The following is a 20,508-nucleotide window of genomic DNA, read 5'->3' as shown; positions in this document are numbered from 1 at the left end:
GCCTTGCCCGCTGAGGCCGGATCAGCCGTGCATCCTGCTGCTGACACGCGACAGGTCCGCGGCCCCGATCAGCCCGGCGTTGGGGCCCAGGGCCGCGAGTGCGATTTCGGCAGCCGGCCGGAATCCGCGCCCGGTCAGGTTCCGGGCAAAAGCCTTACGTGCCGGCGCTACCAGCAGTTCGCCCGCATCGCATAGGCCTCCGCCGATCACGAACTTTCCGGGGTCCAGCGCGGCAGCCAGGTTGGCCAGTCCCAGGCCCAGCCACTCCCCAACGTCCTCCAGCAGTTCCCGGGAGGTGGGGTCGCCCGCCTTGGCCAGCTCCGTCACGATGGCCCCGGTGATACGGTCCACCTGACCGTCCACGGCCTTCAGGAGTTCCTGCGCCACGGGCGAATTGGCAGCAGCCAGTTCGCGGGCTTCGCGACCCAGCGCGTTTCCGGACGCGTACTGTTCCCAGCAGCCGCGGTTTCCGCATTCACAACGATGGCCGCCCGGCATGATGATCTGGTGGCCGAATTCTCCCGCAACGCCAAAACGGCCGCGCTCCAGCCGGCCGTCCATCACCATGGCACCGCCGATCCCCGTGCCCAGGGTGATGCAGACGAGCCTGCTTTGCCCCTGCCCGGCGCCAAAGCGCCATTCCGCCCACGCGGCGGCATCGGCGTCGTTGGTCAGCAGGACCGGGCGGCGCAGCAGTCGCTGGAGGTTGTCCCGCAACGGTTCATTGCGCCAGGCGAGGTGCGGGCTGAACAGCACCGTCCCGCCGTCGAGGTCCATCCACCCGGCCGCGCCGATTCCCACCGACCAGATGCGGTGGCCACGGCTCAGCTCCTCCACGAGTTCCACAATCACCTGTTCCACCGCGCGGGGGTCGTTCCCGGGCGTGGAGCGCCTGGCCTGGCTGAGGATGCGGCCGTCGGCGTCCACGACGCCGGCGGCGACCTTGGTGCCTCCGATGTCCACACCGATTGCCAACCCTTTGCGCCCGAGCCGGAGGTGCTCGCGGAAGCCCTGGCTGGCGGCCAGCGCATCCTGCCCGGAAGGCTTCCTGCGCCGCCATGCGGCCGTCCGTCGATAGGGTCTGGGCTGGTCGCCGGGCGAAGGTGTGTGCATGGTTCCCCATTCTATTGCCGCCCCTATTTCCGGTGATGACGGACATGCGGAAAACGGCTACTGCAACAGCTCAAGGTGCACCCCCCGGCGGACGGGAGTAGCGGGTTTCAGGCACTTAACCGTAAAGTTACTCGCCAGTAGGTGAATCAGGACACACCTCCGCGACGGGCGTACTAGTGTTAGCAGTACCCCCAGCGGGTCTATGGATAACAAAGGAGCTATCGTGCGCGAATTCAGTGTTCCGCCCTTGGTGAATGTACCCCCGGAAACCAACATCACCGACCTGGTGTTGCGGCAGGCCGCCAAGGCCTCGAACCCGTCCCTGTTTTCGCGGCTCGATGCCGCCGGACAGTGGCAGGATATTTCTGCCACGGATTTCCTCGCCGACGTGCGCATCCTGGCCAAGGGCCTCATGGCAAGCGGCGTGGCAGCAGGCGACCGCGTCGGCATCATGTCCCGCACCCGCTACGAGTGGGCGCTGGTGGACTTTGCGGTGTGGTTTGCGGGCGGCATCTCCGTCCCCATCTACGAAACCTCCTCCCCCAGCCAGGTTGCCTGGAACCTGGGCGACTCGGGTGCCGTCGCGGCGTTCGGCGAGTCGGCGCACCACGAGGACATCATCCGGCAGGCCGCCACATCGGAAGGGCTTTCGTCGCTGGCCCACGTCTGGCAGCTTGAGGGCGCCGGGCTGGACGAGCTCCGCGCAGCCGGGACCGCCGTCAGCGACGAGGAGCTCGAAGCCCGCCGGAGCCTTGCTTCGCTGGCCGACGTCGCGACGATCATCTACACCTCCGGCACCACCGGACGGCCCAAGGGCTGCGAGCTGACGCACGGGAACTTCGTGGAACTGTCCGAGAACGCACTCGCCACTTCGCTGTCAGGCATCGTCCACGAGCAGGCGCGGACCATCATGTTCCTGCCGCTGGCCCACGTGTTCGCCCGGTTCATCTCGGTCCTGGCCGTGGCTGCCGGCGTCACCGTGGCGCACACCCCGGACATCAAGCACCTCCTGCCGGACCTGCAGAGCTACAAGCCCACGTTCATCCTCGCGGTCCCGCGCGTATTCGAAAAGGTCTACAACTCCGCGCTGACCAAGGCCGAGGACAGCGGCAAGGGCGCCATCTTCCATAAGGCCGCCGACACCGCCATCGCCTACTCACGGGCCCGGCAGGCCGGTTCCATCGGCCTGGGCCTCAAACTCCGCCATGCGCTGTTCGACAAGCTTGTCTACAGCAAGCTCCGCGCGGCCATGGGCGGCCAGGTGGCCCACGCAGTGTCCGGCGGCGGTCCGCTCGGCGAACGCCTGGGGCACTTCTTCCAGGGCATCGGCATGCAGATCCTCGAAGGCTACGGCCTGACCGAAACCACCGCGCCGATCACCGTCAACACCCCCTCGCTCATCAGGATCGGGACGGTGGGCGCTCCCCTGCCGGGAAATGCGGTGAAGATAGCTGACGACGGCGAGATCCTCGCCAAGGGCGTCTGCGTGATGCGCGGCTATTACAAACGCGACGACCTCGCAGCAGACACATTCGTGGACGGCTGGTTCCGCACGGGCGACATCGGACAAATGGATGCCGACGGCTTCCTGACCATCACAGGCCGCAAGAAGGAAATCATCGTGACGGCCAGCGGCAAGAACGTGGTGCCGGCCCTGCTGGAAGACCAGATCCGCGCCGACGCCCTCGTCTCGCAGGTCCTGGTTGTGGGAGACAACATGCCGTTCATCGGCGCCTTGGTGACACTCGATGAGGAAGCCCTGCCGGGATGGCTGCAGCGTCACGGGCTTCCGGCCGGCACCACCGTCGCGGAGGCAGCAGACCATCCGGTGGTCAAGGCGGCCGTCCAGGACCTCATCACCCGCGCCAACCAGTCCGTTTCGCAGGCAGAAGCCATCAAATCGTTCCGGATCGTGCCGTCTGATTTCACTGAGGCATCCGGCCACCTCACCCCCTCCATGAAGGTCAAGCGGGCCCAGGTGATGAAGGACTTCGACGCCGTCATCAGCGACATGTACGCTGCACCGCGGCCGGCCCGTACGGAGCCGTCCGGCCAGCACTAGCGCCAGACCACCGAAAAGGGGCCTCCCGGCGGGAGGCCCCTTTTCGTGTGTGTGTGCTTACTCGACGACGAGCAGCAGGTCTCCGCCCTGGACCTGTTCCACGGCGCCGACTGCGAGGCGCCCAACCGTGCCGGCCACCGGCGTCGTAATTGAGGCCTCCATCTTCATGGCCTCGATGGTGGCAACGGTATCGCCGGCGTTGACGGCGTCGCCCACCTTGACCGTGAGGGTCACGGCTCCGGCGAACGGCGCGGCGACGTGGCCCGGCTGGCTGGCGTCCGCTTTTTCAGCGGCCTTGACGTTGCTGACGACGGAGCGGTCGCGGACCACTACGGGCCTGGACTGTCCGTTGAGCGTGCACATCACCGTGCGCATGCCCTTCTCGTCCGGCTCCGAGACAGCTTCGAGGGACGCGATCAGGCGCACGCCCTTCTCCAGCTCGATTTCGTGCTCGGCTCCGCGCTGGAGGCCGAAGAGGTAGTCACGGGTATCCAGGACCGAGAGGTTGCCGTAGGTTTCCACGCTCTTCTGGTAGTCCTTGGTGGGACCTTCGAAGAGCAGCCGGTTGAGCGTCTGCTGGCGGGTTTTGGAATCGCCCTTCAGCGCGGCGCTGTCCTCGGCGCTCAGCTCGGCGTCGCGCACCTTGATGCTGCGGCCCTGGAGGGCCTTGGTGCGGAACGGCTCAGGCCAGCCCCCGGGAGGATCACCAAGTTCTCCGGAGAGGAAGCCGATGACGGAATCCGGGATGTCGTAGTTCTGCGGGTTTTCGTTGAAGTCCGCAGGATCGGCATTGAGGCCAACGAGGTGCAGGGCAAGGTCGCCCACCACCTTCGAGGACGGAGTGACCTTCACGAGGCGGCCCAGGATGCGGTCGGCCGCCGTGTACATGTCCTCGATGGCTTCGAAGCGTTCGCCGAGGCCAAGGGCCATGGCCTGCTGCCGCAGGTTGGAGAGCTGGCCGCCGGGGATCTCGTGCTGGTAGACGCGGCCGGTGGGACCGGGCAGTCCCGACTCGAATGGAGCGTAGACGCGGCGCACGGCCTCCCAGTAGGGTTCCAGCGAGCTGACCTTGGCCAGGCCCAGCCCGGTGTCGCGCGGGGTGTGGGCCAGGGCGGCAACCAGGGCGGACGCCGACGGCTGGCTGGTGGTGCCGGCCAGTGAAGCCGAAGCAACGTCAACGGCGTCCACGCCTGCGTCCACTGCCGCCAGGAGCGTGGCCAGCTGGCCGCCTGCGGTGTCGTGGGTGTGCAGGTGGACCGGCAGGTCGAAACGTTCCCGCAAGGCCGCCACAAGCTTGGCGGCGGCCGCGGGACGCAACAGCCCTGCCATGTCCTTGATGGCGAGGATGTGGGCGCCGGCATCGACGATCTTCTGAGCCAGCTCCAGGTAGTAGTCGAGCGTGTAGAGCTTTTCGTCCGGATCGAGCATGTCGCCGGTGTAGCAGAGGGCGACTTCGGCGACGGCGGTGCCGGTGGCCCGCACAGCGCGGATGGCCGGAGCCATCTGGTTGACGTCGTTGAGGGCGTCGAAAATGCGGAAGATGTCGATGCCGGTTGCGGCGGCCTCGTTGACGAATGCCTCGGTGACTTCCTCGGGGTAGGGCGTGTAGCCCACGGTGTTGCGGCCCCGGAGCAGCATCTGCAGGCAGATGTTGGGCAGTGCCTTGCGCAGCGCCGCAAGCCTGTCCCAGGGATCTTCGCCGAGGAACCGCAGGGCGACGTCGTACGTGGCACCGCCCCAGGCTTCCACGGACAGCAGTTCAGGAAGCAGCGCGGACACGGCTGGGCCGGCCGCCACGAGGTCGCGGGTACGGACCCGGGTGGCCAGCAGCGACTGGTGGGCGTCACGGAAGGTGGTGTCGGTGACCGCGACGGCCTGCTGCTCGCGCAGGGCCTTGGCAAATCCCTCGGGACCCAGCTCAAGCAGCCTCTGGCGCGAACCCTTGGGGGCGGGCGTGTCCCCTACTGCGGGCAGCTTCGCCGCGGGGTCCGAGTGGACCGTGAGGTCGCCGTTGGGCTTGTTGACGGTGACCTCTGCCAGCCAGGTCAGCAGTTTGGTGCCGCGGTCCGCGGAAACGCGGGCCTTGAGCAGCTCGGGGCGCTGGTCGATGAAGTTGGTGGCCACATCGCCGGCAATGAAGTCCTTGTCGTCCAGGACGGCCTGCAGGAAGGAAATGTTGGTGGAGACGCCGCGGATGCGGAACTCCGCGAGGGCTCGGCGTGCCCTGGCCACTGCCGCGGGGTAGTCGCGGCCGCGGCAGGTCAGTTTGACCAGCATGGAGTCGAAGTGCGGGCTGATTTCGGCACCCGAGTAGACGGTGCCGCCGTCGAGCCTTACACCGGCGCCGCCGGCGGAACGGTAGCCGGTGATCTTTCCGACGTCCGGCCGGAAGCCGTTGGCCGGATCCTCGGTGGTGATGCGGCACTGCAGTGCGGCGCCCTTGAGCTGGACAGTGTCCTGCGAAAGGCCAAGGTCAGCGAGCGTTTCGCCCGACGCGATACGCAGCTGTGCCTGGACGAGGTCCACATCGGTGACTTCCTCGGTGACCGTGTGCTCCACCTGGATGCGCGGGTTCATCTCGATGAACACGTGCTGGCCGGCGCGTTCGCCGACGGTGTCCACGAGGAACTCCACGGTACCGGCGTTGACGTAGTTCAGCGCCTTGGCGAACTTCACCGCATCGCGGTAGAGCGCCTGACGGATCCCTTCATCCAGGTTGGGTGCCGGAGCGATCTCCACCACCTTCTGGTGGCGGCGCTGGATGGAGCAGTCGCGTTCGAAGAGGTGCATGATGTTGCCCTCGGCATCGGCCAGGATCTGGACCTCGATGTGGCGGGGGCGGAGAACGGCCTGTTCCAGGAACATGGTGGGGTCACCGAAAGCGGCGTCGGCCTCGCGCATGGCGGCCTGCAGAGCATCGGGGAGAGCCTCGCGGGTGTCCACGCGGCGCATGCCGCGGCCTCCGCCGCCGGCTACGGCCTTGGCGAAGATGGGGAAGCCGATTTCGTCCGCTGCGGCGATCAGTTCTTCCAGGTCCTTGGAGGGCTGGCTCGACCTGAGGACGGGTACGCCGGCGGCGCGGGCAGCTTCGAGCGCGGCGACCTTGTTTCCAGCCAGCTCAAGGACCTCGGCCGGCGGGCCAACAAAGGTGATGCCGGCCTCTTTGGCGGCCCGGGCCAGGCGGGGGTTCTCCGAGAGGAAGCCATAGCCGGGGTAGATGGCATCGGCGCCGGATTCCTTGGCCACGCGGACCACTTCGTCCACGTCAAGATACGCGCGGACGGGGTGGCCCTCTTCGCCGATCAGGTACGCTTCATCAGCCTTCTGGCGGTGGATGGAGTTTCGGTCCTCGTTGGGGAACACGGCAACAGTCTTGGCGCCCAGCTCGTAGCCGGCACGGAAGGCGCGGATCGCGATTTCGCCGCGGTTAGCCACCAGAATTTTGGAAAACATACTTCTCCTGCATCATTGCGGGTGTATCGATAAGTGGTCACAGTGTGTAAGACGGGCGCGTGGAAACACAAATCATTGTGTCGACCATCACAAGATTATCCGTCATCTCAGCGGGATTAGGCAGGGCCAACCAGTGATGCCCCCGACGGCAGCGTGGGATGCGCCGCACACACGCCCGATAAAACGGGATTCAACACCGCGGCAACATATGATGAGTCGGGGGTGCTTACGCGCGCCCTCCGCTCCGGGGAGCCGGAGCCGGCACTACCCCAACACGGCAACCGGCGTTAGGTATTGGTTTTTCAAGTGCAAGTAGTCAGCATCAGCAGCCTCAAAGGCGGGGTCGGCAAAACTTCCGTCACCACCGGATTGGCATCTGCGGCCCTGGCCGCCGGCATCCCCACCCTTGTGGTGGACCTTGATCCGCACGCGGATGCCAGTACGGCGCTGGGTGTCCAGCCGGATGAGCAGCTGGACATCGGCCGGATGCTCAAGAGCCCGCGCCGCGCCAAGCTTGCGGAGAACGTGGTCACCAGCGGTTGGGTGGCCCGGGAAAACTACAACGGAGCCCGGCCCGCCGTCCTGGACGTCGCTGTGGGCTCCGCATATACCGGCATTTACGATCGGCCGGACCTGGGCCGCAGGGACCTGCGCAGGCTCTCGGCAGTCCTGGCCGGCTCGGACAAGTACCAGCTGATCCTGGTTGACTGCCCGCCCTCGCTGAACGGACTGACCCGGATGGCATGGTCAGCCAGCGACAAGGTGGCCCTCGTTGCCGAGCCTGGGCTGTTTTCAGTGGCAGGCACAGAGCGCACCATGCGGGCCATCCAGCTGTTCCGCCAGGAGTTCGCCCCGAACCTCTCCCCCGCCGGCATTATCGCGAACCGCGTACGCTCCGGGTCTTCGGAGCACGCCTTCCGCCTCGCCGAGATGCAGTCGATGTTCGGTGAACTGTTGCTGACACCGCACATTCCGGAGCAGGCGAACTGGCAGCAGATCCAGGGTGCGGCCCATTCCGTGCACCACTGGCCGGGCGATTCCGCGAAAAATGCGGCCAGCCTGTTCAACACACTTCTCGACAACCTCATGGCCTCCAACGGCACGGGTTCCGCCGGGGCGCTCCGCGAACGCAGCCTTCGGTAGCGGATCCCCCAGGCAGACGGCCGACGCCGGCACACCAACTGCACAGAAAGGCCGCCTTCCAAATGGAAGGCGGCCTTTCTGCTGCTTGCGGGTTTCTGCTACGGCACGGCGTCAGCCGGTCCGACGGCTTCAGCCGGTCTTACGGGCGGCCCTGCGCTTGCTGAGTTCGTCGTCGGGAAAGGACTGTTCGACGGCGTGCTCGCTAGGAAGCGCTGCGAGGCTGCCTTCCACTTCGCGCCACACACGTCCGACTGCAATCCCGAAAACGCCCTGGCCGCCCTGGACAAGATCGATGACCTCATCCGCAGACGTGCACTCGTAGACGCTGGCGCCGTCGCTCATGAGGGTAATCTGCGCCAGGTCCTCAACGCCGCGTTCGCGCAAGTGCTCAACGGCGGTACGGATCTGCTGCAGTGACACTCCGGTATCCAGCAGCCGTTTGACGACTTTCAGCACCAGGATGTCGCGGAAGCCGTAGAGACGCTGCGAGCCGGAACCGGCGGCGCCGCGCACGGCGGGCTCAACCAGCCCTGTGCGTGCCCAGTAGTCCAGCTGGCGGTAAGTGATACCGGCTGCCTTGCAGGCCGTCGGTCCGCGGTAGCCCGCATCTTCGTCCAGTACCGGGAGGTCTTCCGTGAAGAGGAGTCCCTGAGCACCGCTCGCAGGCAGGGCGACGCCTGCCGTTGAAGCCTGCTTTAGCTCGCCAGCTTCGCCTTTCGGACTCACGTGGACCCTCCTCGTCTTTTGCTCCCCTAAGGAAGTCACAGCAACAGCGATCACAGATCTGAAATTCATCTGTGTAATTCAGCCGGGGCTGCACATTCCAGTGTGACTTGCGCGGCTGTTGGATGCAATGGGAACTTGATATCTTCGACGTTAGGCCTGCCGTGCCCCAAGGTCAAAGACGTTGGCCCCATTTCAGGGGCGTGTCGAAACTTTCAGCCTCAACTTTAACCTTAACGTGATCTCAGCCGTCGAAGTCTTCCGGCTCCACGTCGTCCAGGAACTCCCGGAAGCGCCGCAGCTCGCGCTCCTCGTCCACGGTGGGGCCAGGCTCGGTGTCTTCGCCTTCATCATGCTCGGTGATCCTGACGCCGGCCTCATCCATCACCGAGTCGGCGCACCAAATGCGGCATTTGGCCCGCAACGCCAGCGCAAGGGCGTCCGAGGCCCTGGAGCTAACCGTGGTGCCGTCTTCGAACTGCAGCTGTCCGTAGAAGATATTGTCTTCGACGGCGACGATGTTCACGCTGACAATGGAATGGCCCAGCGACTCGACGACATCGATGAGGAGGTCGTGCGTCATGGGACGCGGCGGCACCACACCCTGCTGCGCCAACGCAATGGCGCTGGCTTCAGGGGTGCCGATCCAGATGGGTACGTGCCGTTCTCCATGAATCTCCCGCAACAGCACCAGCGGCTGGTTCGACGGCAATTCGATCCGCACACCCACGATCTCGACTTCAATCATCAGATATCCATTCGCGATATACGGTCCTGCACCAGGGCACGGTGCAATGTCAGGCAGAGATCACTGATTTCGCGGGCAGCCTCGGCGGCCCGGGCATGCGAGGCGGCATCCTTGCGGGAAGTCAGCGGGGCTACGGCACGCTCCACCAGTCCGAACTCCCGTTCCGCGGCGGCCTGGAACGGCCGCAAGTGGCGCGGCTCAAGGCCGTGGCTTTCCAGCTGCACGCAGGCGCGGGCCACCTGCAGGGCATGTTCATCGAACTTCCCGTTGACGTGTCCGATCAGGCCGAACTCGAGGAGGGACCTCAACAGCGGCACACTCGCGCCGGATTCGGCCCGCAGCTGGTCCTCGCTGAGCCGGCGAACCTTGTTCTGCAGCTCAGTGGCGAGCTCGTCCGACACGATCCGCGGGGACACAGTGACGCCCGGCGGCAGGTTTTCCGGACGTTCGCCGCGGTCGATGGCGTCGAGGTAGTCCTTAATGACCTTCAGCGGAAGATATTGGTCCCGTTGCAGCGCCAGCACGAACCGGAGCCGCTCCACGTCCGTGTCGGAATACTGCCGGTAACCGGCCGGGGTGCGCTGCGGATTGATCAGGCCCTTTTCTTCCAGGAACCTGATCTTGGACGCAGTCATGCCAGGGAAGTCGTCGCTGAGCTGCGCGAGTACTTCCCCTATGTTCAGGACCTGGGGTCCGCGCCGTTCCGGTTGTGCCAGTGCCACAGGCAACTACCCCGGGATCAGACGTTGCCTGCTGCGCGGGCAGGGCTGAGGTAGAAAGTGAGCCGGAACTTGCCGATCTGGACTTCGTTACCGGACTTCAGTTCCACGCTGTCCACACGGTCGTGGTTGACATAGGTGCCGTTGAGGCTGCCGGTATCAACAACTTCGAAGCTGCGTGCCGTCCGGCGGAATTCGACGTGGCGGCGGGACACCGTGACGTCGTCGAGGAAGATGTCCGCGTCCGGGTGGCGTCCGGCAGTGGTGACGTCGGAGTCCAACAAGAATCGTGCACCGGTGTTGGGACCGCTGTGGGCAACCAGGAGCGCTGAGCCGTATGGAAGGGCTTCGACGGCAACCCGTTCCTCCGGAGAGAGCTTGGGCGCGATGGTCGGCTCGTCACGGATTGGCGTGAGGTGGATTGAGGTGGTCTCCGAAGCCTTCACTCCGCCCGTGCCGTAATCACCACCGCTGTGGCTATTTTCGTGACCAACCATGGATTCCTCCTCTTCCGTTGCAGATGTCCCCCTGCAAACAACGCGTGCCCTCCGGAAAAGCCTGGCAGATCCGGTCCTACGGCGTGTCGTCCGGCTGTTAATTCCTCAACAGCCGGACCTCCATGCCGGTTATCTTTAGCCTACCTGTTGTTCGTACTCCGATGCACTGAGCAGGGACTCCACTGCGTCGGCCTCAGCGAGCTTGACCTCAATCAGCCAGCCCTCGCCGTAAGGATCGCTGTTAATAAGCGCCGAGTCGGTGTCCAGGGCTTCGTTCCTGGCGACGACCTCCCCGCTCACGGGAGCGTAGATGTCGCTCACGCTCTTGGTGGACTCAACTTCGCCCACGACCTCGTTTGCCGTCACTTTGGTGCCGACTTCGGGCATCTGCGCGTACACGACGTCACCGAGGGCGTCCTGGGCGAAATCTGTGATGCCCACCCGCACCACGCCGTCAGTGTTGGGGGCGGAAACCCACTCGTGCTCGGCAGTGTAGGACAGGTCTTCGGGAATGTTGCTCATCAGGGGGCCTTTCATCGGGTCAACCAGGAATGTTGGTCAATCAGCAATGTCAACGGAGGTCTGCAGAACAAGCCGCCGCTGAAAGTATATGCACATCACTTGCCCCGGAAGGGAGCGCCCTGGCGGACCCTTATGGCACAGTAGTGGCATGCCAGAACTTCCCGAAGTGGCCGGGCTGGGCGCTTTCCTGGGCGACCGGCTTCGTGGAGCTGTGCTGACGAAAATCCAGATCGTTTCGTTCGCGGTCCTCAAAACGGCAGACCCGCCATACACGGTGCTGGAAGGCCGCACCATCTCAGGTGTCCAGCGCCGGGGCAAATTCATCATCATCGATGCCGACGGCGTCTATCTCGCGTTCCACCTCGCCAAGGCCGGCTGGCTGCGGTACACCGAATCGCCGTCGAACGCCCCGTTGCCCCGGGGCAAAGGGTATATCGCCGCGCGGTTCGAGTTCGCCCGGAGCCGCCAGGATGCCGACGGCGGCGAATCCCATCTGGGGATCGATCTCACCGAGGCGGGCACAAAGAAGAGCCTGGCCCTCTACGTAGTCCGCGACCCGGAGGAGATCCCCGGCATCGCAAGCCTGGGCCCGGATCCTTTGAGCGCATCGTTCAGCCTTGAGGATTTCGCCGGGATTCTCTCCTCAAGCAGCCAGCAGATTAAGGGACTGTTACGGAACCAGGGGGTGATCGCCGGCATCGGCAACGCCTACAGCGACGAAATCCTCCACGCTGCCCGGATCTCCCCCTTCGCCATCGCGAAGTCACTGGACCCGGAAGCAGTCCGCGTCCTTTACGACTCCGTGCACAATATTCTGGGTGCCGCCGTGGAGGAGGCTGTTGGAAAGGCTCCGAACGAACTGAAGGACGCGAAGCGGAGCACCATGCGGGTCCATGGCCGGACAGGCCAGGCGTGCCCGGTCTGCGGGGACACGGTCCGGGAAGTGTCATTTGCCGACAGGGCGCTCCAGTATTGCCCGCGCTGCCAGACAGGCGGCAAGATCCTCGCCGACCGGAGGACGTCGCGTTTCCTGAAGTAGGGCGCGCGGCAACCCGGCAGCGGGCCGCGACGCAGAGGAAAAAGCTTAAAGAAAAACCGCCCCGCTCCGGGATACTTCCCGGAAACGGAGCGGTTTCTTTGGTCGGGCTGACAGGATTTGAACCTGCGACCCCTTGACCCCCAGTCAAGTGCGCTACCAAGCTGCGCTACAGCCCGTTAGTTCCGCCGTTCTCCGCCTCGGTTGTCCTCCCGGGTTTCCCCTGGATTTTTACCTCAGCAGTCCGGCCGAACCACCTCCAAAAGCTTACACGATTCCGGAGGGTGCCAGTGACACTTTGCGTGTGACACGGGCGAGGTGTGTCGTAATTAACGCTTCTTGCCACGCTTTTCGCGGACACGCATGTTGACCTCGATCGGCGTTCCCTCGAAACCGAAGGTTTCGCGGAGGCGCCGGGTGATGAAGCGGCGGTATCCCGGATCCAGGAAACCGGTGGTGAACAGGACGAACTTCGGCGGACGGCTGGAGGCCTGGGTGCCGAAGAGGATGCGGGGCTGCTTGCCGCCGCGGACCGGGTGCGGGTGCGCGGCCACCAGTTCGCCGAGGAAAGCGTTGAGGCGTCCGGTGGGGATGCGCTTGTCCCAGCTTTCCAGTGCGGTGTCCAGGGCAGGAACGAGGCGGTCCTTGTGCCAGCCGGTCAGGGCTGAAATGTTGACCCGCGGAGCCCAGGCCACGTGGGCCAGGTCCTGCTCGATTTCACGCTCCAGGTAGGTGCGGCGTTCGTCGTCCAGCAGGTCCCACTTGTTGAACGCAAGAACCAGTGCGCGGCCGGATTCGATGGCTAGCTGCAGGATGCGGACATCCTGCTCACTAAGCACTTCGTCCACGGCGAGGAGCACGACGGCGACCTCCGCCTTTTCCAGGGCGCTCTGCGTACGCAGTGAGGCGTAGAAGTCGGCGCCCTGCGCCATGTGCTGGCGGCGGCGGATGCCGGCGGTATCGACGAAACGCCAGGTGCGGCCGCCGAGTTCGATGAATTCATCGACGGGGTCGCGTGTGGTGCCGGCGGTGTTGTCCACGACAACGCGCTCGGAACCGGCCAGTTTGTTCAGCAGCGAGGACTTGCCGACGTTCGGGCGGCCGATGAGGGCGATGCGGCGCGGGCCGCCGGAGCGCTCCAGACCTTCGATCGTGGAGTACTCGGGCAGGGTGTCCATGACGTGGTCCAGGAGGTCAGCAACACCACGGCCGTGAAGGGCCGAAACCGGGTACGGTTCGCCGAAGCCGAGGCCCCAGAGCGTTGCCGAGTCGGCTTCCTGTGCGAAGTCATCCACTTTGTTGGCCACCATGATGACCGGCTTTTTGGACTTGCGGAGCATCTTCACGACGGCTTCGTCCGTCGCGGTGGCGCCGACGGCGGAGTCGACCACGAACAGCACGGCGTCGGCGAGTTCCACGGCCATCTCGGCCTGTTCGGCCACGCGGGCATGGATGCCGCGGGCATCATGCTCCCAGCCGCCGGTGTCGACGACCGTGAAGTTCCGGCCGTTCCAGGTGGCCGAGTACATCACGCGGTCACGGGTGACGCCGGGGGTGTCTTCCACCACGGCTTCGCGGCGTCCGAGGATACGGTTTACCAGGGTGGATTTGCCCACGTTGGGCCGGCCGATGATGGCCAGGACCGGATCGAGCTTGACCGGACCGTCGAAGTCCTGGTCGTCGTAGTGGCCGCTCAGGAGGGCGGCGTCTTCTTCATCCAGTTCGTAGTCGTCCAGGCCGGCCCGGAGCGAGGCAGCGCGGAGCTCGGCCTCGTCATCGTCCAGGGCAGCAAGATGCTCTGCCACCTGGTCCGTGCCGGTGGGCGTGTATTCGTCTTCGCCGGCGCCAAATTTGCCGGAGGTTTGAGTCGTATCGCTCATTGCACTTTCCTTAGTGGTGATCTGCCGGCGTCCCGGCTACTTCTTCATGACGTTCTTGCGGTGAATCCGCGCCGGGCAAAGCCTGCCCGCTGAGTTGAATCGTTTGCTGGACATGCCGTGCCAGTGCAGCGCGGATCTCGTTTCCCGCCCTGTCCATTGAAACACGCCCTGTCTCGCCGGGCCTGCGGCCCACAGCCACGGCCTTGCCGAAGCTGACGTGCAGCCTCCGGCCCGGCCGCGGAACGGCGTCGAGGTGTTCGCCGCCGATCCTGGTGCCCAGGATGGCAACGGGAATCACGGTCGCACCGGAGTTCAGCGCGAGCCAGGCCACCCCGTTGTTAATGGCGGAGGCCTCGCCGCTCCCCCGTGTTCCTTCGGGCAGGATGCCGACGCACCGGCCGGCGTCGAGCGCGCTCTTGCTCAACTGGAGCGCGGCACGGTCCCCCGAGCGGTCCACCGGAAACTGGCCCGACGCCGTGAGGACCCGGCCAAGGATCCCCTTGAACATTTCCTGTTTGACGAGGATGTGCATGGGCCGAGGTGATGCTCCGAACATCACCGGTCCGTCCAGGAAGCTGATGTGGTTGCCGGCGAAGATCACAGGCCCTTCGGCCGGGACATTTTCCCGTCCGCTGATTGTTGTCCGGTAGACCATGTGGTCGAGCAACCAGCCGACGGGCCGGCTCCACGCCATGGTCCAGGCACCCGGCAGGGCACCGCCCGCTTGGAGCGGGCCCTGACGGCGACCGCCGGCGTCAGTCACGGTTGAGGACCTTGTTGACTATGCCCAACGCTGCGTCAACGGTGCCGTCGAAATCCAGATCCGAGGAATCCAGGGTGACCACGCCGTCCGCAGCCGTGGTGAAGTTGACCACCGTGGAGTCCTTGGCGTCGCGCTGGGTGACCTGCGCTGCCAGCTGCTCCGCGCTCTGCGTGCCCCCCAGCTGGACTCCCCGGCGGCGAAGCCGGGCCTCCTCGCTGGCGGTCAGCAGCATGCGGACTTCGGCTCCGGGCACCACAACGGTGGTGATGTCCCGGCCTTCCACCACGATGCGGCGGTGGTGGACCTCAATCAGTTCACGCTGCCGGCGGACCAGTTCCTTCCGCGCACCGAGGGTGGTGGCGATGGCGCTGACGGCCGAAGAGATGGCCGGTTCCCGGATCGCCTGGGTGACGTCCGTTCCGCCGACCTTGACGTACTCCTCGTTGGGGGTGGTGCTGACGTCCAACGGCAGGTCCTCTGAGGCCTGTTCGATGGCCGCGGCATCCCCCAGGTCGATACCCCGGTCCAGGCAGTACCAGGTGAGCGCCCGGTACATGGCACCGGTGTCCAGGTAGGCCAGGCGGAGGCGCCGCGCCACTTCCCTGCTCACACTGGACTTTCCGGATCCCGAGGGCCCGTCAATGGCAACAACCAGCGGCCTGCCCTGGCGAAGCATGGGCACGGTTTCGATGAGTTCCTGTGTCATTACTGCAGTACCCGCCATCCACGGTCGTTGAGAGCTTCAATGAGCAGATCATGTTTGTTGGGCAAAACGGACAGTTCCACCATGCCTACATTCTGCCCGGAGGAGTGATCGAGCCGCAGGTCTTCGAGGTTGACCCCGATTTCGCCGATCTCCGTCAGGAGGCGGGCAATCTGGCCCGGCCGGTCGTCCACCAGGACGGTCAACCAGGAATAGGCCTGCGGAGGTCCGCCGTGCTTTCCCGGAATACGGGACTGCCCGGCGTTACCCTCGCTGATCAGCTGCGCCAGGTCGAGGCGGGCACCGGGGGCAGCCGGATCTTCGAGGGTTCCGATCAGGCGGTTGAGGTCCTCGCGGACACCGTGCAGGATTTCCACCACAGGACCGGCATTCGCGCCGAGGATCTGCACCCAGAGTGTGGGGTCGCTGGCAGCGATGCGGGTGACGTCACGCAGGCCGTTTCCGGCCAGGGACAGGGCATGCATGGGCGTGCCCTGCAACCGGCTGGCCACGAGCGAAGACATCACCTGGGGAAGGTGCGACACGAGCGCCACGGCGTGGTCATGTTCTTCGGCGCCGAACTGTGTCACCACTGCGCCCAGGTCGGTTGCCAGGGCGCGGGCGGCCTGCAGCGCACCGGCGGATGTTTCCCCTGAGGGGCAGACCACCCACGGCATGGAGGTAAACAGCTCACCCCGCGCCGCCACCGGCCCGGACTTTTCCCGGCCGGCCATGGGATGCGTACCCACATAGCGGGCAAGGTCCACGCCACGACCGCGGAGGTCCGCCAGGATTCCTGCCTTGACGCTGGCAATGTCCACCACTGTTGCGGTCGGGTAATCAGCCAGTGAGCGTTCCACTACGTCCGCAGTCACGTCCGGCGGCGCGGCCACGACAACGAGTTCGGGCTGCTCGTCGCCAAGGCGCGACAACGGAAGGCCTGCCCCGATATCGACGGCGACCGCCTGGTTGGTGGGCGACGGGTCGGACAGGAACACGGATACTCCGCGGCCCCGAAGGCCCAGGCCGATGCTGGTTCCCAGCAGTCCCGTGCCGATAACCACCACCGGGCCGTTCAAGTGCCCGCGGCCGTGGGTGCGAAAGGCAGACATGCGCTACAGCCCTACGGATGCCAGCAGGTGGCCGACTTCCTGCTTGCCGAGGTTGCGGATGCTCCCCTGGCGCTGGTCTCCCAGGCCAATGGGTCCCACCTTGACGCGCACGAGCCGGAGTACCGGGAAACCGACGGCGTCAAAGAGCCGGCGTACGATCCGGTTTTTGCCGGAGTGCAGCACAACCTCGATCAGCACGTGGCCCGGGGTTGAGTCCACCAGCTTGAAGGAGTCAACCGAGGCCATTCCGTCCTCGAGCTCGACGCCCGCCTTCAGCTGCGCGCCGATTCCCTGCGGGAACGGACCGCGCACCTGGACCAGGTACGTCTTGGGTACCTCGTAGGACGGGTGCGTCAAACGGTTGGCCAGCTCGCCGTCGTTGGTCAACAACAGCAGCCCTTCGGTGGCGACGTCGAGACGGCCCACGTGGAAGAGGCGTTCGCCGTGGGTGTTGCGGACGAAGTCGCTGATGCACGGACGGCCGTCCGGGTCCTCCATGGTGGACACAACGCCCTTGGGCTTGTTGAACACCATGTAGACCATGTTTTCATCCAGCTGGATGCGCAGGCCGTCGACGTGGATCACTGCCGTTTTGGGGTCGACGCGGACGCCGAGCTCAGTGACCACCTTGCCGTCCACTTCGACGCGTCCCTCGGAGATCATTTCCTCGCACACGCGCCGTGAAGCGACGCCGGCCGAGGCCATGACCTTCTGCAGGCGGATGCCGTCGGCGTCGTGCATTTCGGACTGCGGCACGTCGCCGCGGGGTCCGCGCTTGCGCGAAGGCTTGCGGACGGCGCCGAGGTTCTGGCCGAACCGTTCGCCGCCGAAGGCGCGCGTACCGAACGTCTTGGCTGCGGCAGACCGCGGCTTGGGCTTCAGCGCGCCGGGAGTGCCGGGCACTTTGCCGGCGCCGGGCTTGCGCGAACCGGGCTTCCGGGCAGCAGGCTTGCCCTGCTTCCAGTCGCCGGCTGCCGGCCGGTCCGCCGGCGCGCCGCCGGGGCCCTGCAGGTCCGGATCGACGAATGCCTCTTCGCGGGGCTTGGGGTGCTTGAAGGGACGGTCGCCGCCGCCTTTGAAGCCGGCGCCGCCGGCCCCGGCGCCGCGGCTGCTGCCGCCCCGGACCGGATTGCGTCCGGCCCTGTTTTGGCCATCTTTGGCCTGTCCGGCGCTGTTGCGTCCCGAACTGTTACGTGGTGAACCCTGGCGTCCCGCCTGTGTCATGACCCGTCCTTCGTTATGTTGGCCGGCGATGGCTGTCTCCCGACAACACCAGCCAGCCGGGCGGATTGCTTCCGCCCTCGTGGATACTCGTGCGCAGGCATGGATACTGCCTACATTCTTCCGGCGTCGTAGAACTCTTCGATGCCTTCAAGCCCTGGAAGATGGGGTGAAAGCTGCGGCAACTCAGCCACCGAGCCGATTCCCATGCGTTCCAGGAAATACGACGTCGTGCGGTAAAGGATGGCTCCGGATTCGGGATCGGTCCCCGAATCTTCGATCAGTCCCCGCTGCATCAGCGTCCGCACGACAGAGTCAACATTAACTCCTCGAATTGCAGACACCCTGGCCCTTGATACGGGCTGGCGGTAAGCGATGACGGCGAGCGTTTCCAACGCCGCCTGCGTCAGCCTGGCTGTCTGTCCTTCCAGAACGAATCCGCCCACGACGTCGGCAAAATCCGTACGGGAATAGATGCGCCAGCCTCCGGCGATATTCCGCAATTCAAAACCCCGGGGTCTGGATGTGTTGCCAGCAGCGTCTATACAAGCAGAGTTTTTACAAGCCGTGTTTGTACAAGCGGTGTCGGCAACGTCCGAGTCCGGGGCATTAACAGTATAGCCGTTATACTCGCGCTGAAGTTCCGCCAGGAGCTGCTCGACCGCGTCGACCGTGAGATTGAGCCCGGCGGCCAGTTCGACGGCGGTGGCCGGTTGGTCAATCACCATCAGCACCGCCTCGAGGGCGGCATGTGCGCCGCCGGGAAGTTCGGCGACATTCAAGCCGCTGTCACCGTCCCCGCTGGTGGCGGGATCCGGGGTGTTGGCGCTCACGGCTGCTCCTCGTATTCCTCGGTGAGATGATCACTGCTCCAGTCATCGCGTCCCGCCGTCCAATGGACCGTCAAGTCGCCCAGCGGGAGGAGCTGGTCGAACGCTACCGCCTTGTCCCGGAACATTTCCAGGAGTGCCAGGAAGCGGGCCACCACAACCAGCGTCGATTCGGCGTCCGCGATCAGTGCCCGGAAGGACAACGGCCGTCCCGCCTGGAGCTTCAGGCCAAGGATTTCAGCCTGTTCCTTCACGCTGACGGTGCTGCCGTGCAGGTGCGCCAGGCCAACCTCGTTCGGGGGCGCTTCCTTGGGCTTCAGGGCGGCTTCCGCCAGGGCGGCAAACTGCCGGGGCGTGTGCCGCCACACGAGTTCCGGAAGCAGCGCCGCGAAGTGCTCTTCCAAGGCAACCTGGCGGGGGTAGCTGCGGGCTTCGAGCTCAAGGGTGGAGTTGATCAGTCCCGCCACCTGCTTGAATGCCTTGTACTGCAACAGGCGGGCGAAGAGGAGGTCCCTCGCTTCGAGCAAGGCCACGTCTTCGTCGTCCTCAACCTCCCCTGCCGGCAGGAGCCGGGCGGCCTTGAGGTCAAGGAGGGTGGCTGCGATGACCAGGAATTCGCTGGCCTCATCAAGCGCCCATTCTTCGCCCAGCTGCTGGAGGTTCCTGATGTATTTGATGAATTCATCAGTCACCGTGGCCAGTGCCACCTCGGTGATGTCCAGCTGGTGTTTGCTGATCAGGCCGAGCAGCAGGTCAAAGGGTCCGGTGAAGTTGGCGAGCCGCACTTCGAAACCGGGTTTCTTCCCCGGTGCGGTGTGCGGGTCAGTCGCCGGCGCTTCCGCCGGGCCGGCCTGCGGGCCTGCGGGAGCGAGCGGTGTGCCTGCCAGTGCCACGGCCTTGGCTAGGGCGCGCCGCCGCGCGAAATCAGCTCCTTGGCCAGGCGGCGGTAAGCGTCGGCACCGATGTGGTTGGCGGCATAGCTGGTGATGGGTTCCGCGGCCACCGTGGCGTCGGCGAACTTGATGGAGCGCTTGATGACGGTCTCGAAGACTTTGTCCCCGAATGCTTCCACCAGCCTGCTGATGACCTCGCGGCTGTGCAGCGTGCGGGCGTCGTACATGGTAGCCAGCACGCCGTCGACCTGGAGCCTGGGGTTCAGCCGGTCCTGGACCTTGTCGATGGTTTCCACCAGCAGCGCCACGGCACGCAGTGCAAAGAACTCGCAGATCAGCGGGATGATGACGCCGTGGGCGGCGGTGAGTGCGTTGACCGTCAGCAGGCCTAGCGACGGCTGGCAATCAATCAGGACGACGTCGTAGTCGTCTTCAACCTTCTTCAGCGCCCGGTCCAGCACCTGTTCGCGCGCTACTTCATTGACAAGTTGCACTTCCGCGGCGGAGAGGTCGATGTTTGCCGGCAGCAGGTCGACGTTCTCAACGCCGGTGTGCTGGATGGCGTCCCGGATGTCCACTTTGCGGTCCATCAGGACGTTGTAGACCGTCAGGTCCAGTTCGTGCGGATTGGTCCCGAGGCCTGCGGACAATGCGCCCTGGGGGTCAAAGTCGACCAGCAGGACACGGCGGCCGTATTCGGCGAGTGCGGCGGCCAAATTGATGGTGGACGTCGTTTTGCCGACGCCGCCCTTCTGGTTCACCATGGCGATCACACGGGCGGGGCCGTGGGACGACAGGGGCGCAGGCTCGGGGAATTCGCGGTAGGGGCGCCCGGTAGGACCCATGACGGCGTCTTCCAGATCGAGTTCGGTGCCTTCCAGAGTTGCTGAACCCTGTTCGCTGCTCACGTATCTATCCACACTTTCGATGACGTTGATGTCCTGCCGCTGAATGTTCAGCGCCTATGGTTCTTCCCACCAAGGTTACAGCGCCGCATCCGTGATTCAACGGAACTTGACACGCGCCCTTGCTTGAGCCTTTACCTTCTGGTAAAGGTCGAAGGTTGCCGGAGGGGACACAAAAACCGCCC

The 20,508-nt window shown here is 65.2% G+C and carries 18 protein-coding genes and 1 tRNA gene; 3 read left to right on the top strand and 16 right to left on the bottom strand.

The window, feature by feature from the left end:
- Positions 1 to 21 precede the first annotated feature (21 nt).
- A complete protein-coding gene (locus ACSQ12_RS07945; RefSeq protein ID WP_209746022.1) occupies positions 22 to 1,113 on the bottom strand; it encodes an ROK family glucokinase in 1,092 nt (363 codons plus the stop codon).
- A gap of 223 nt (positions 1,114 to 1,336) precedes the next feature.
- On the opposite strand from ACSQ12_RS07945, the gene ACSQ12_RS07940 reads away from it, so the two are divergent.
- Complete coding sequence (locus tag ACSQ12_RS07940) at positions 1,337 to 3,175, top strand: AMP-dependent synthetase/ligase (RefSeq protein ID WP_436064970.1); 1,839 nt, start codon at positions 1,337 to 1,339, stop codon at positions 3,173 to 3,175.
- Positions 3,176 to 3,232: 57 nt separating this feature from the next.
- On the opposite strand, the gene ACSQ12_RS07935 is transcribed toward ACSQ12_RS07940, so the two are convergent.
- Positions 3,233 to 6,628, bottom strand: a complete 3,396-nt coding sequence (locus tag ACSQ12_RS07935) for a pyruvate carboxylase (protein ID WP_436064969.1) — start codon at positions 6,626 to 6,628, stop codon at positions 3,233 to 3,235.
- Positions 6,629 to 6,934: 306 nt separating this feature from the next.
- Between ACSQ12_RS07935 and ACSQ12_RS07930 the strand changes: the two genes are divergently transcribed.
- On the top strand, positions 6,935 to 7,771 hold the full coding sequence (locus tag ACSQ12_RS07930) for a ParA family protein (protein WP_436064968.1): 837 nt from the start codon (positions 6,935 to 6,937) through the stop codon (positions 7,769 to 7,771).
- A gap of 129 nt (positions 7,772 to 7,900) precedes the next feature.
- On the opposite strand, the gene ACSQ12_RS07925 is transcribed toward ACSQ12_RS07930, so the two are convergent.
- The 5 genes from ACSQ12_RS07925 to gcvH form a co-directional block, all read right to left on the bottom strand.
- A complete protein-coding gene (locus tag ACSQ12_RS07925) occupies positions 7,901 to 8,497 on the bottom strand; it encodes a MerR family transcriptional regulator (protein WP_209746030.1) in 597 nt (198 codons plus the stop codon).
- A 241-nt stretch (positions 8,498 to 8,738) separates the two neighbouring features.
- On the bottom strand, positions 8,739 to 9,242 hold the full coding sequence (locus ACSQ12_RS07920) for a bifunctional nuclease family protein (RefSeq protein ID WP_011691403.1): 504 nt from the start codon (positions 9,240 to 9,242) through the stop codon (positions 8,739 to 8,741).
- Positions 9,242 to 9,958 (bottom strand): transcriptional regulator FtsR, encoded by a 717-nt coding sequence (gene ftsR / locus ACSQ12_RS07915; protein WP_390250301.1) that lies wholly within the window; start codon positions 9,956 to 9,958, stop codon positions 9,242 to 9,244. Before ftsR ends, ACSQ12_RS07920 begins: the two co-directional genes overlap by 1 nt.
- A gap of 23 nt (positions 9,959 to 9,981) precedes the next feature.
- Positions 9,982 to 10,458: an FHA domain-containing protein gene (locus tag ACSQ12_RS07910; RefSeq protein WP_209746032.1), complete on the bottom strand. Its 477-nt coding sequence runs from the start codon at positions 10,456 to 10,458 to the stop codon at positions 9,982 to 9,984.
- Positions 10,459 to 10,593: 135 nt separating this feature from the next.
- Positions 10,594 to 10,980 carry a glycine cleavage system protein GcvH gene (gene gcvH / locus ACSQ12_RS07905; RefSeq protein WP_043429635.1) on the bottom strand — a complete coding sequence of 129 codons (387 nt, stop codon included), beginning with the start codon at positions 10,978 to 10,980 and terminating at the stop codon, positions 10,594 to 10,596.
- 148 nt (positions 10,981 to 11,128) lie between these two features.
- On the opposite strand from gcvH, the gene ACSQ12_RS07900 reads away from it, so the two are divergent.
- Positions 11,129 to 12,019 carry an Fpg/Nei family DNA glycosylase gene (locus ACSQ12_RS07900; protein WP_436064967.1) on the top strand — a complete coding sequence of 297 codons (891 nt, stop codon included), beginning with the start codon at positions 11,129 to 11,131 and terminating at the stop codon, positions 12,017 to 12,019.
- A 99-nt stretch (positions 12,020 to 12,118) separates the two neighbouring features.
- Here ACSQ12_RS07900 and ACSQ12_RS07895 read toward each other — a convergent pair.
- The 9 genes from ACSQ12_RS07895 to ACSQ12_RS07855 form a co-directional block, all read right to left on the bottom strand.
- Positions 12,119 to 12,195 (bottom strand) — tRNA-Pro (locus tag ACSQ12_RS07895).
- A 150-nt stretch (positions 12,196 to 12,345) separates the two neighbouring features.
- Entirely contained in the window at positions 12,346 to 13,896 is a 1,551-nt protein-coding gene (gene der, locus ACSQ12_RS07890) for a ribosome biogenesis GTPase Der (RefSeq protein ID WP_043480377.1), read from the bottom strand.
- 10 nt (positions 13,897 to 13,906) lie between these two features.
- Positions 13,907 to 14,590: a lysophospholipid acyltransferase family protein gene (locus tag ACSQ12_RS07885; protein WP_209748479.1), complete on the bottom strand. Its 684-nt coding sequence runs from the start codon at positions 14,588 to 14,590 to the stop codon at positions 13,907 to 13,909.
- 61 nt (positions 14,591 to 14,651) lie between these two features.
- Complete coding sequence (gene cmk / locus ACSQ12_RS07880) at positions 14,652 to 15,365, bottom strand: (d)CMP kinase (RefSeq protein ID WP_436064966.1); 714 nt, start codon at positions 15,363 to 15,365, stop codon at positions 14,652 to 14,654.
- Positions 15,365 to 16,474 carry a prephenate dehydrogenase gene (locus ACSQ12_RS07875; protein WP_209746038.1) on the bottom strand — a complete coding sequence of 370 codons (1,110 nt, stop codon included), beginning with the start codon at positions 16,472 to 16,474 and terminating at the stop codon, positions 15,365 to 15,367. Before ACSQ12_RS07875 ends, cmk begins: the two co-directional genes overlap by 1 nt.
- A 3-nt stretch (positions 16,475 to 16,477) precedes the next feature.
- A complete protein-coding gene (locus ACSQ12_RS07870; RefSeq protein ID WP_436064965.1) occupies positions 16,478 to 17,698 on the bottom strand; it encodes a pseudouridine synthase in 1,221 nt (406 codons plus the stop codon).
- A 110-nt stretch (positions 17,699 to 17,808) separates the two neighbouring features.
- On the bottom strand, positions 17,809 to 18,423 hold the full coding sequence (gene scpB / locus ACSQ12_RS07865; RefSeq protein WP_436066956.1) for an SMC-Scp complex subunit ScpB: 615 nt from the start codon (positions 18,421 to 18,423) through the stop codon (positions 17,809 to 17,811).
- Between the two features lie 101 nt (positions 18,424 to 18,524).
- The gene (locus tag ACSQ12_RS07860) at positions 18,525 to 19,418 is read right to left on the bottom strand and encodes a segregation and condensation protein A (protein ID WP_436064964.1); all 894 of its coding nucleotides are present in this window, start codon (positions 19,416 to 19,418) and stop codon (positions 18,525 to 18,527) included.
- An 8-nt stretch (positions 19,419 to 19,426) separates the two neighbouring features.
- Positions 19,427 to 20,326 carry a ParA family protein gene (locus ACSQ12_RS07855; protein WP_028271698.1) on the bottom strand — a complete coding sequence of 300 codons (900 nt, stop codon included), beginning with the start codon at positions 20,324 to 20,326 and terminating at the stop codon, positions 19,427 to 19,429.
- Between the last annotated feature and the right edge of the window lie 182 nt (positions 20,327 to 20,508).

This window comes from Arthrobacter sp. LjRoot14 (assembly GCF_964253905.1).
Classification (GTDB): domain Bacteria; phylum Actinomycetota; class Actinomycetes; order Actinomycetales; family Micrococcaceae; genus Arthrobacter.
This window is presented reverse-complemented; position numbering and strand designations above follow the sequence as displayed.

Coding starts and splice junctions, on each gene's coding strand:
- ACSQ12_RS07900 (WP_436064967.1), top strand. CDS start 11,129: ATGCCAGAACTTCCCGAAGTGGCCGGGCTGGGCGCTTTCCTGGGCGAC.
- der (WP_043480377.1), bottom strand. CDS start 13,896: ATGAGCGATACGACTCAAACCTCCGGCAAATTTGGCGCCGGCGAAGAC.
- ACSQ12_RS07885 (WP_209748479.1), bottom strand. CDS start 14,590: ATGGCGTGGAGCCGGCCCGTCGGCTGGTTGCTCGACCACATGGTCTAC.
- ACSQ12_RS07910 (WP_209746032.1), bottom strand. CDS start 10,458: ATGGTTGGTCACGAAAATAGCCACAGCGGTGGTGATTACGGCACGGGC.
- gcvH (WP_043429635.1), bottom strand. CDS start 10,980: ATGAGCAACATTCCCGAAGACCTGTCCTACACTGCCGAGCACGAGTGG.
- ACSQ12_RS07920 (WP_011691403.1), bottom strand. CDS start 9,242: ATGATTGAAGTCGAGATCGTGGGTGTGCGGATCGAATTGCCGTCGAAC.
- ACSQ12_RS07945 (WP_209746022.1), bottom strand. CDS start 1,113: ATGCACACACCTTCGCCCGGCGACCAGCCCAGACCCTATCGACGGACG.
- scpB (WP_436066956.1), bottom strand. CDS start 18,423: ATGGTGATTGACCAACCGGCCACCGCCGTCGAACTGGCCGCCGGGCTC.
- ACSQ12_RS07875 (WP_209746038.1), bottom strand. CDS start 16,474: ATGTCTGCCTTTCGCACCCACGGCCGCGGGCACTTGAACGGCCCGGTG.
- cmk (WP_436064966.1), bottom strand. CDS start 15,365: ATGACACAGGAACTCATCGAAACCGTGCCCATGCTTCGCCAGGGCAGG.
- ACSQ12_RS07870 (WP_436064965.1), bottom strand. CDS start 17,698: ATGACACAGGCGGGACGCCAGGGTTCACCACGTAACAGTTCGGGACGC.
- ACSQ12_RS07935 (WP_436064969.1), bottom strand. CDS start 6,628: ATGTTTTCCAAAATTCTGGTGGCTAACCGCGGCGAAATCGCGATCCGC.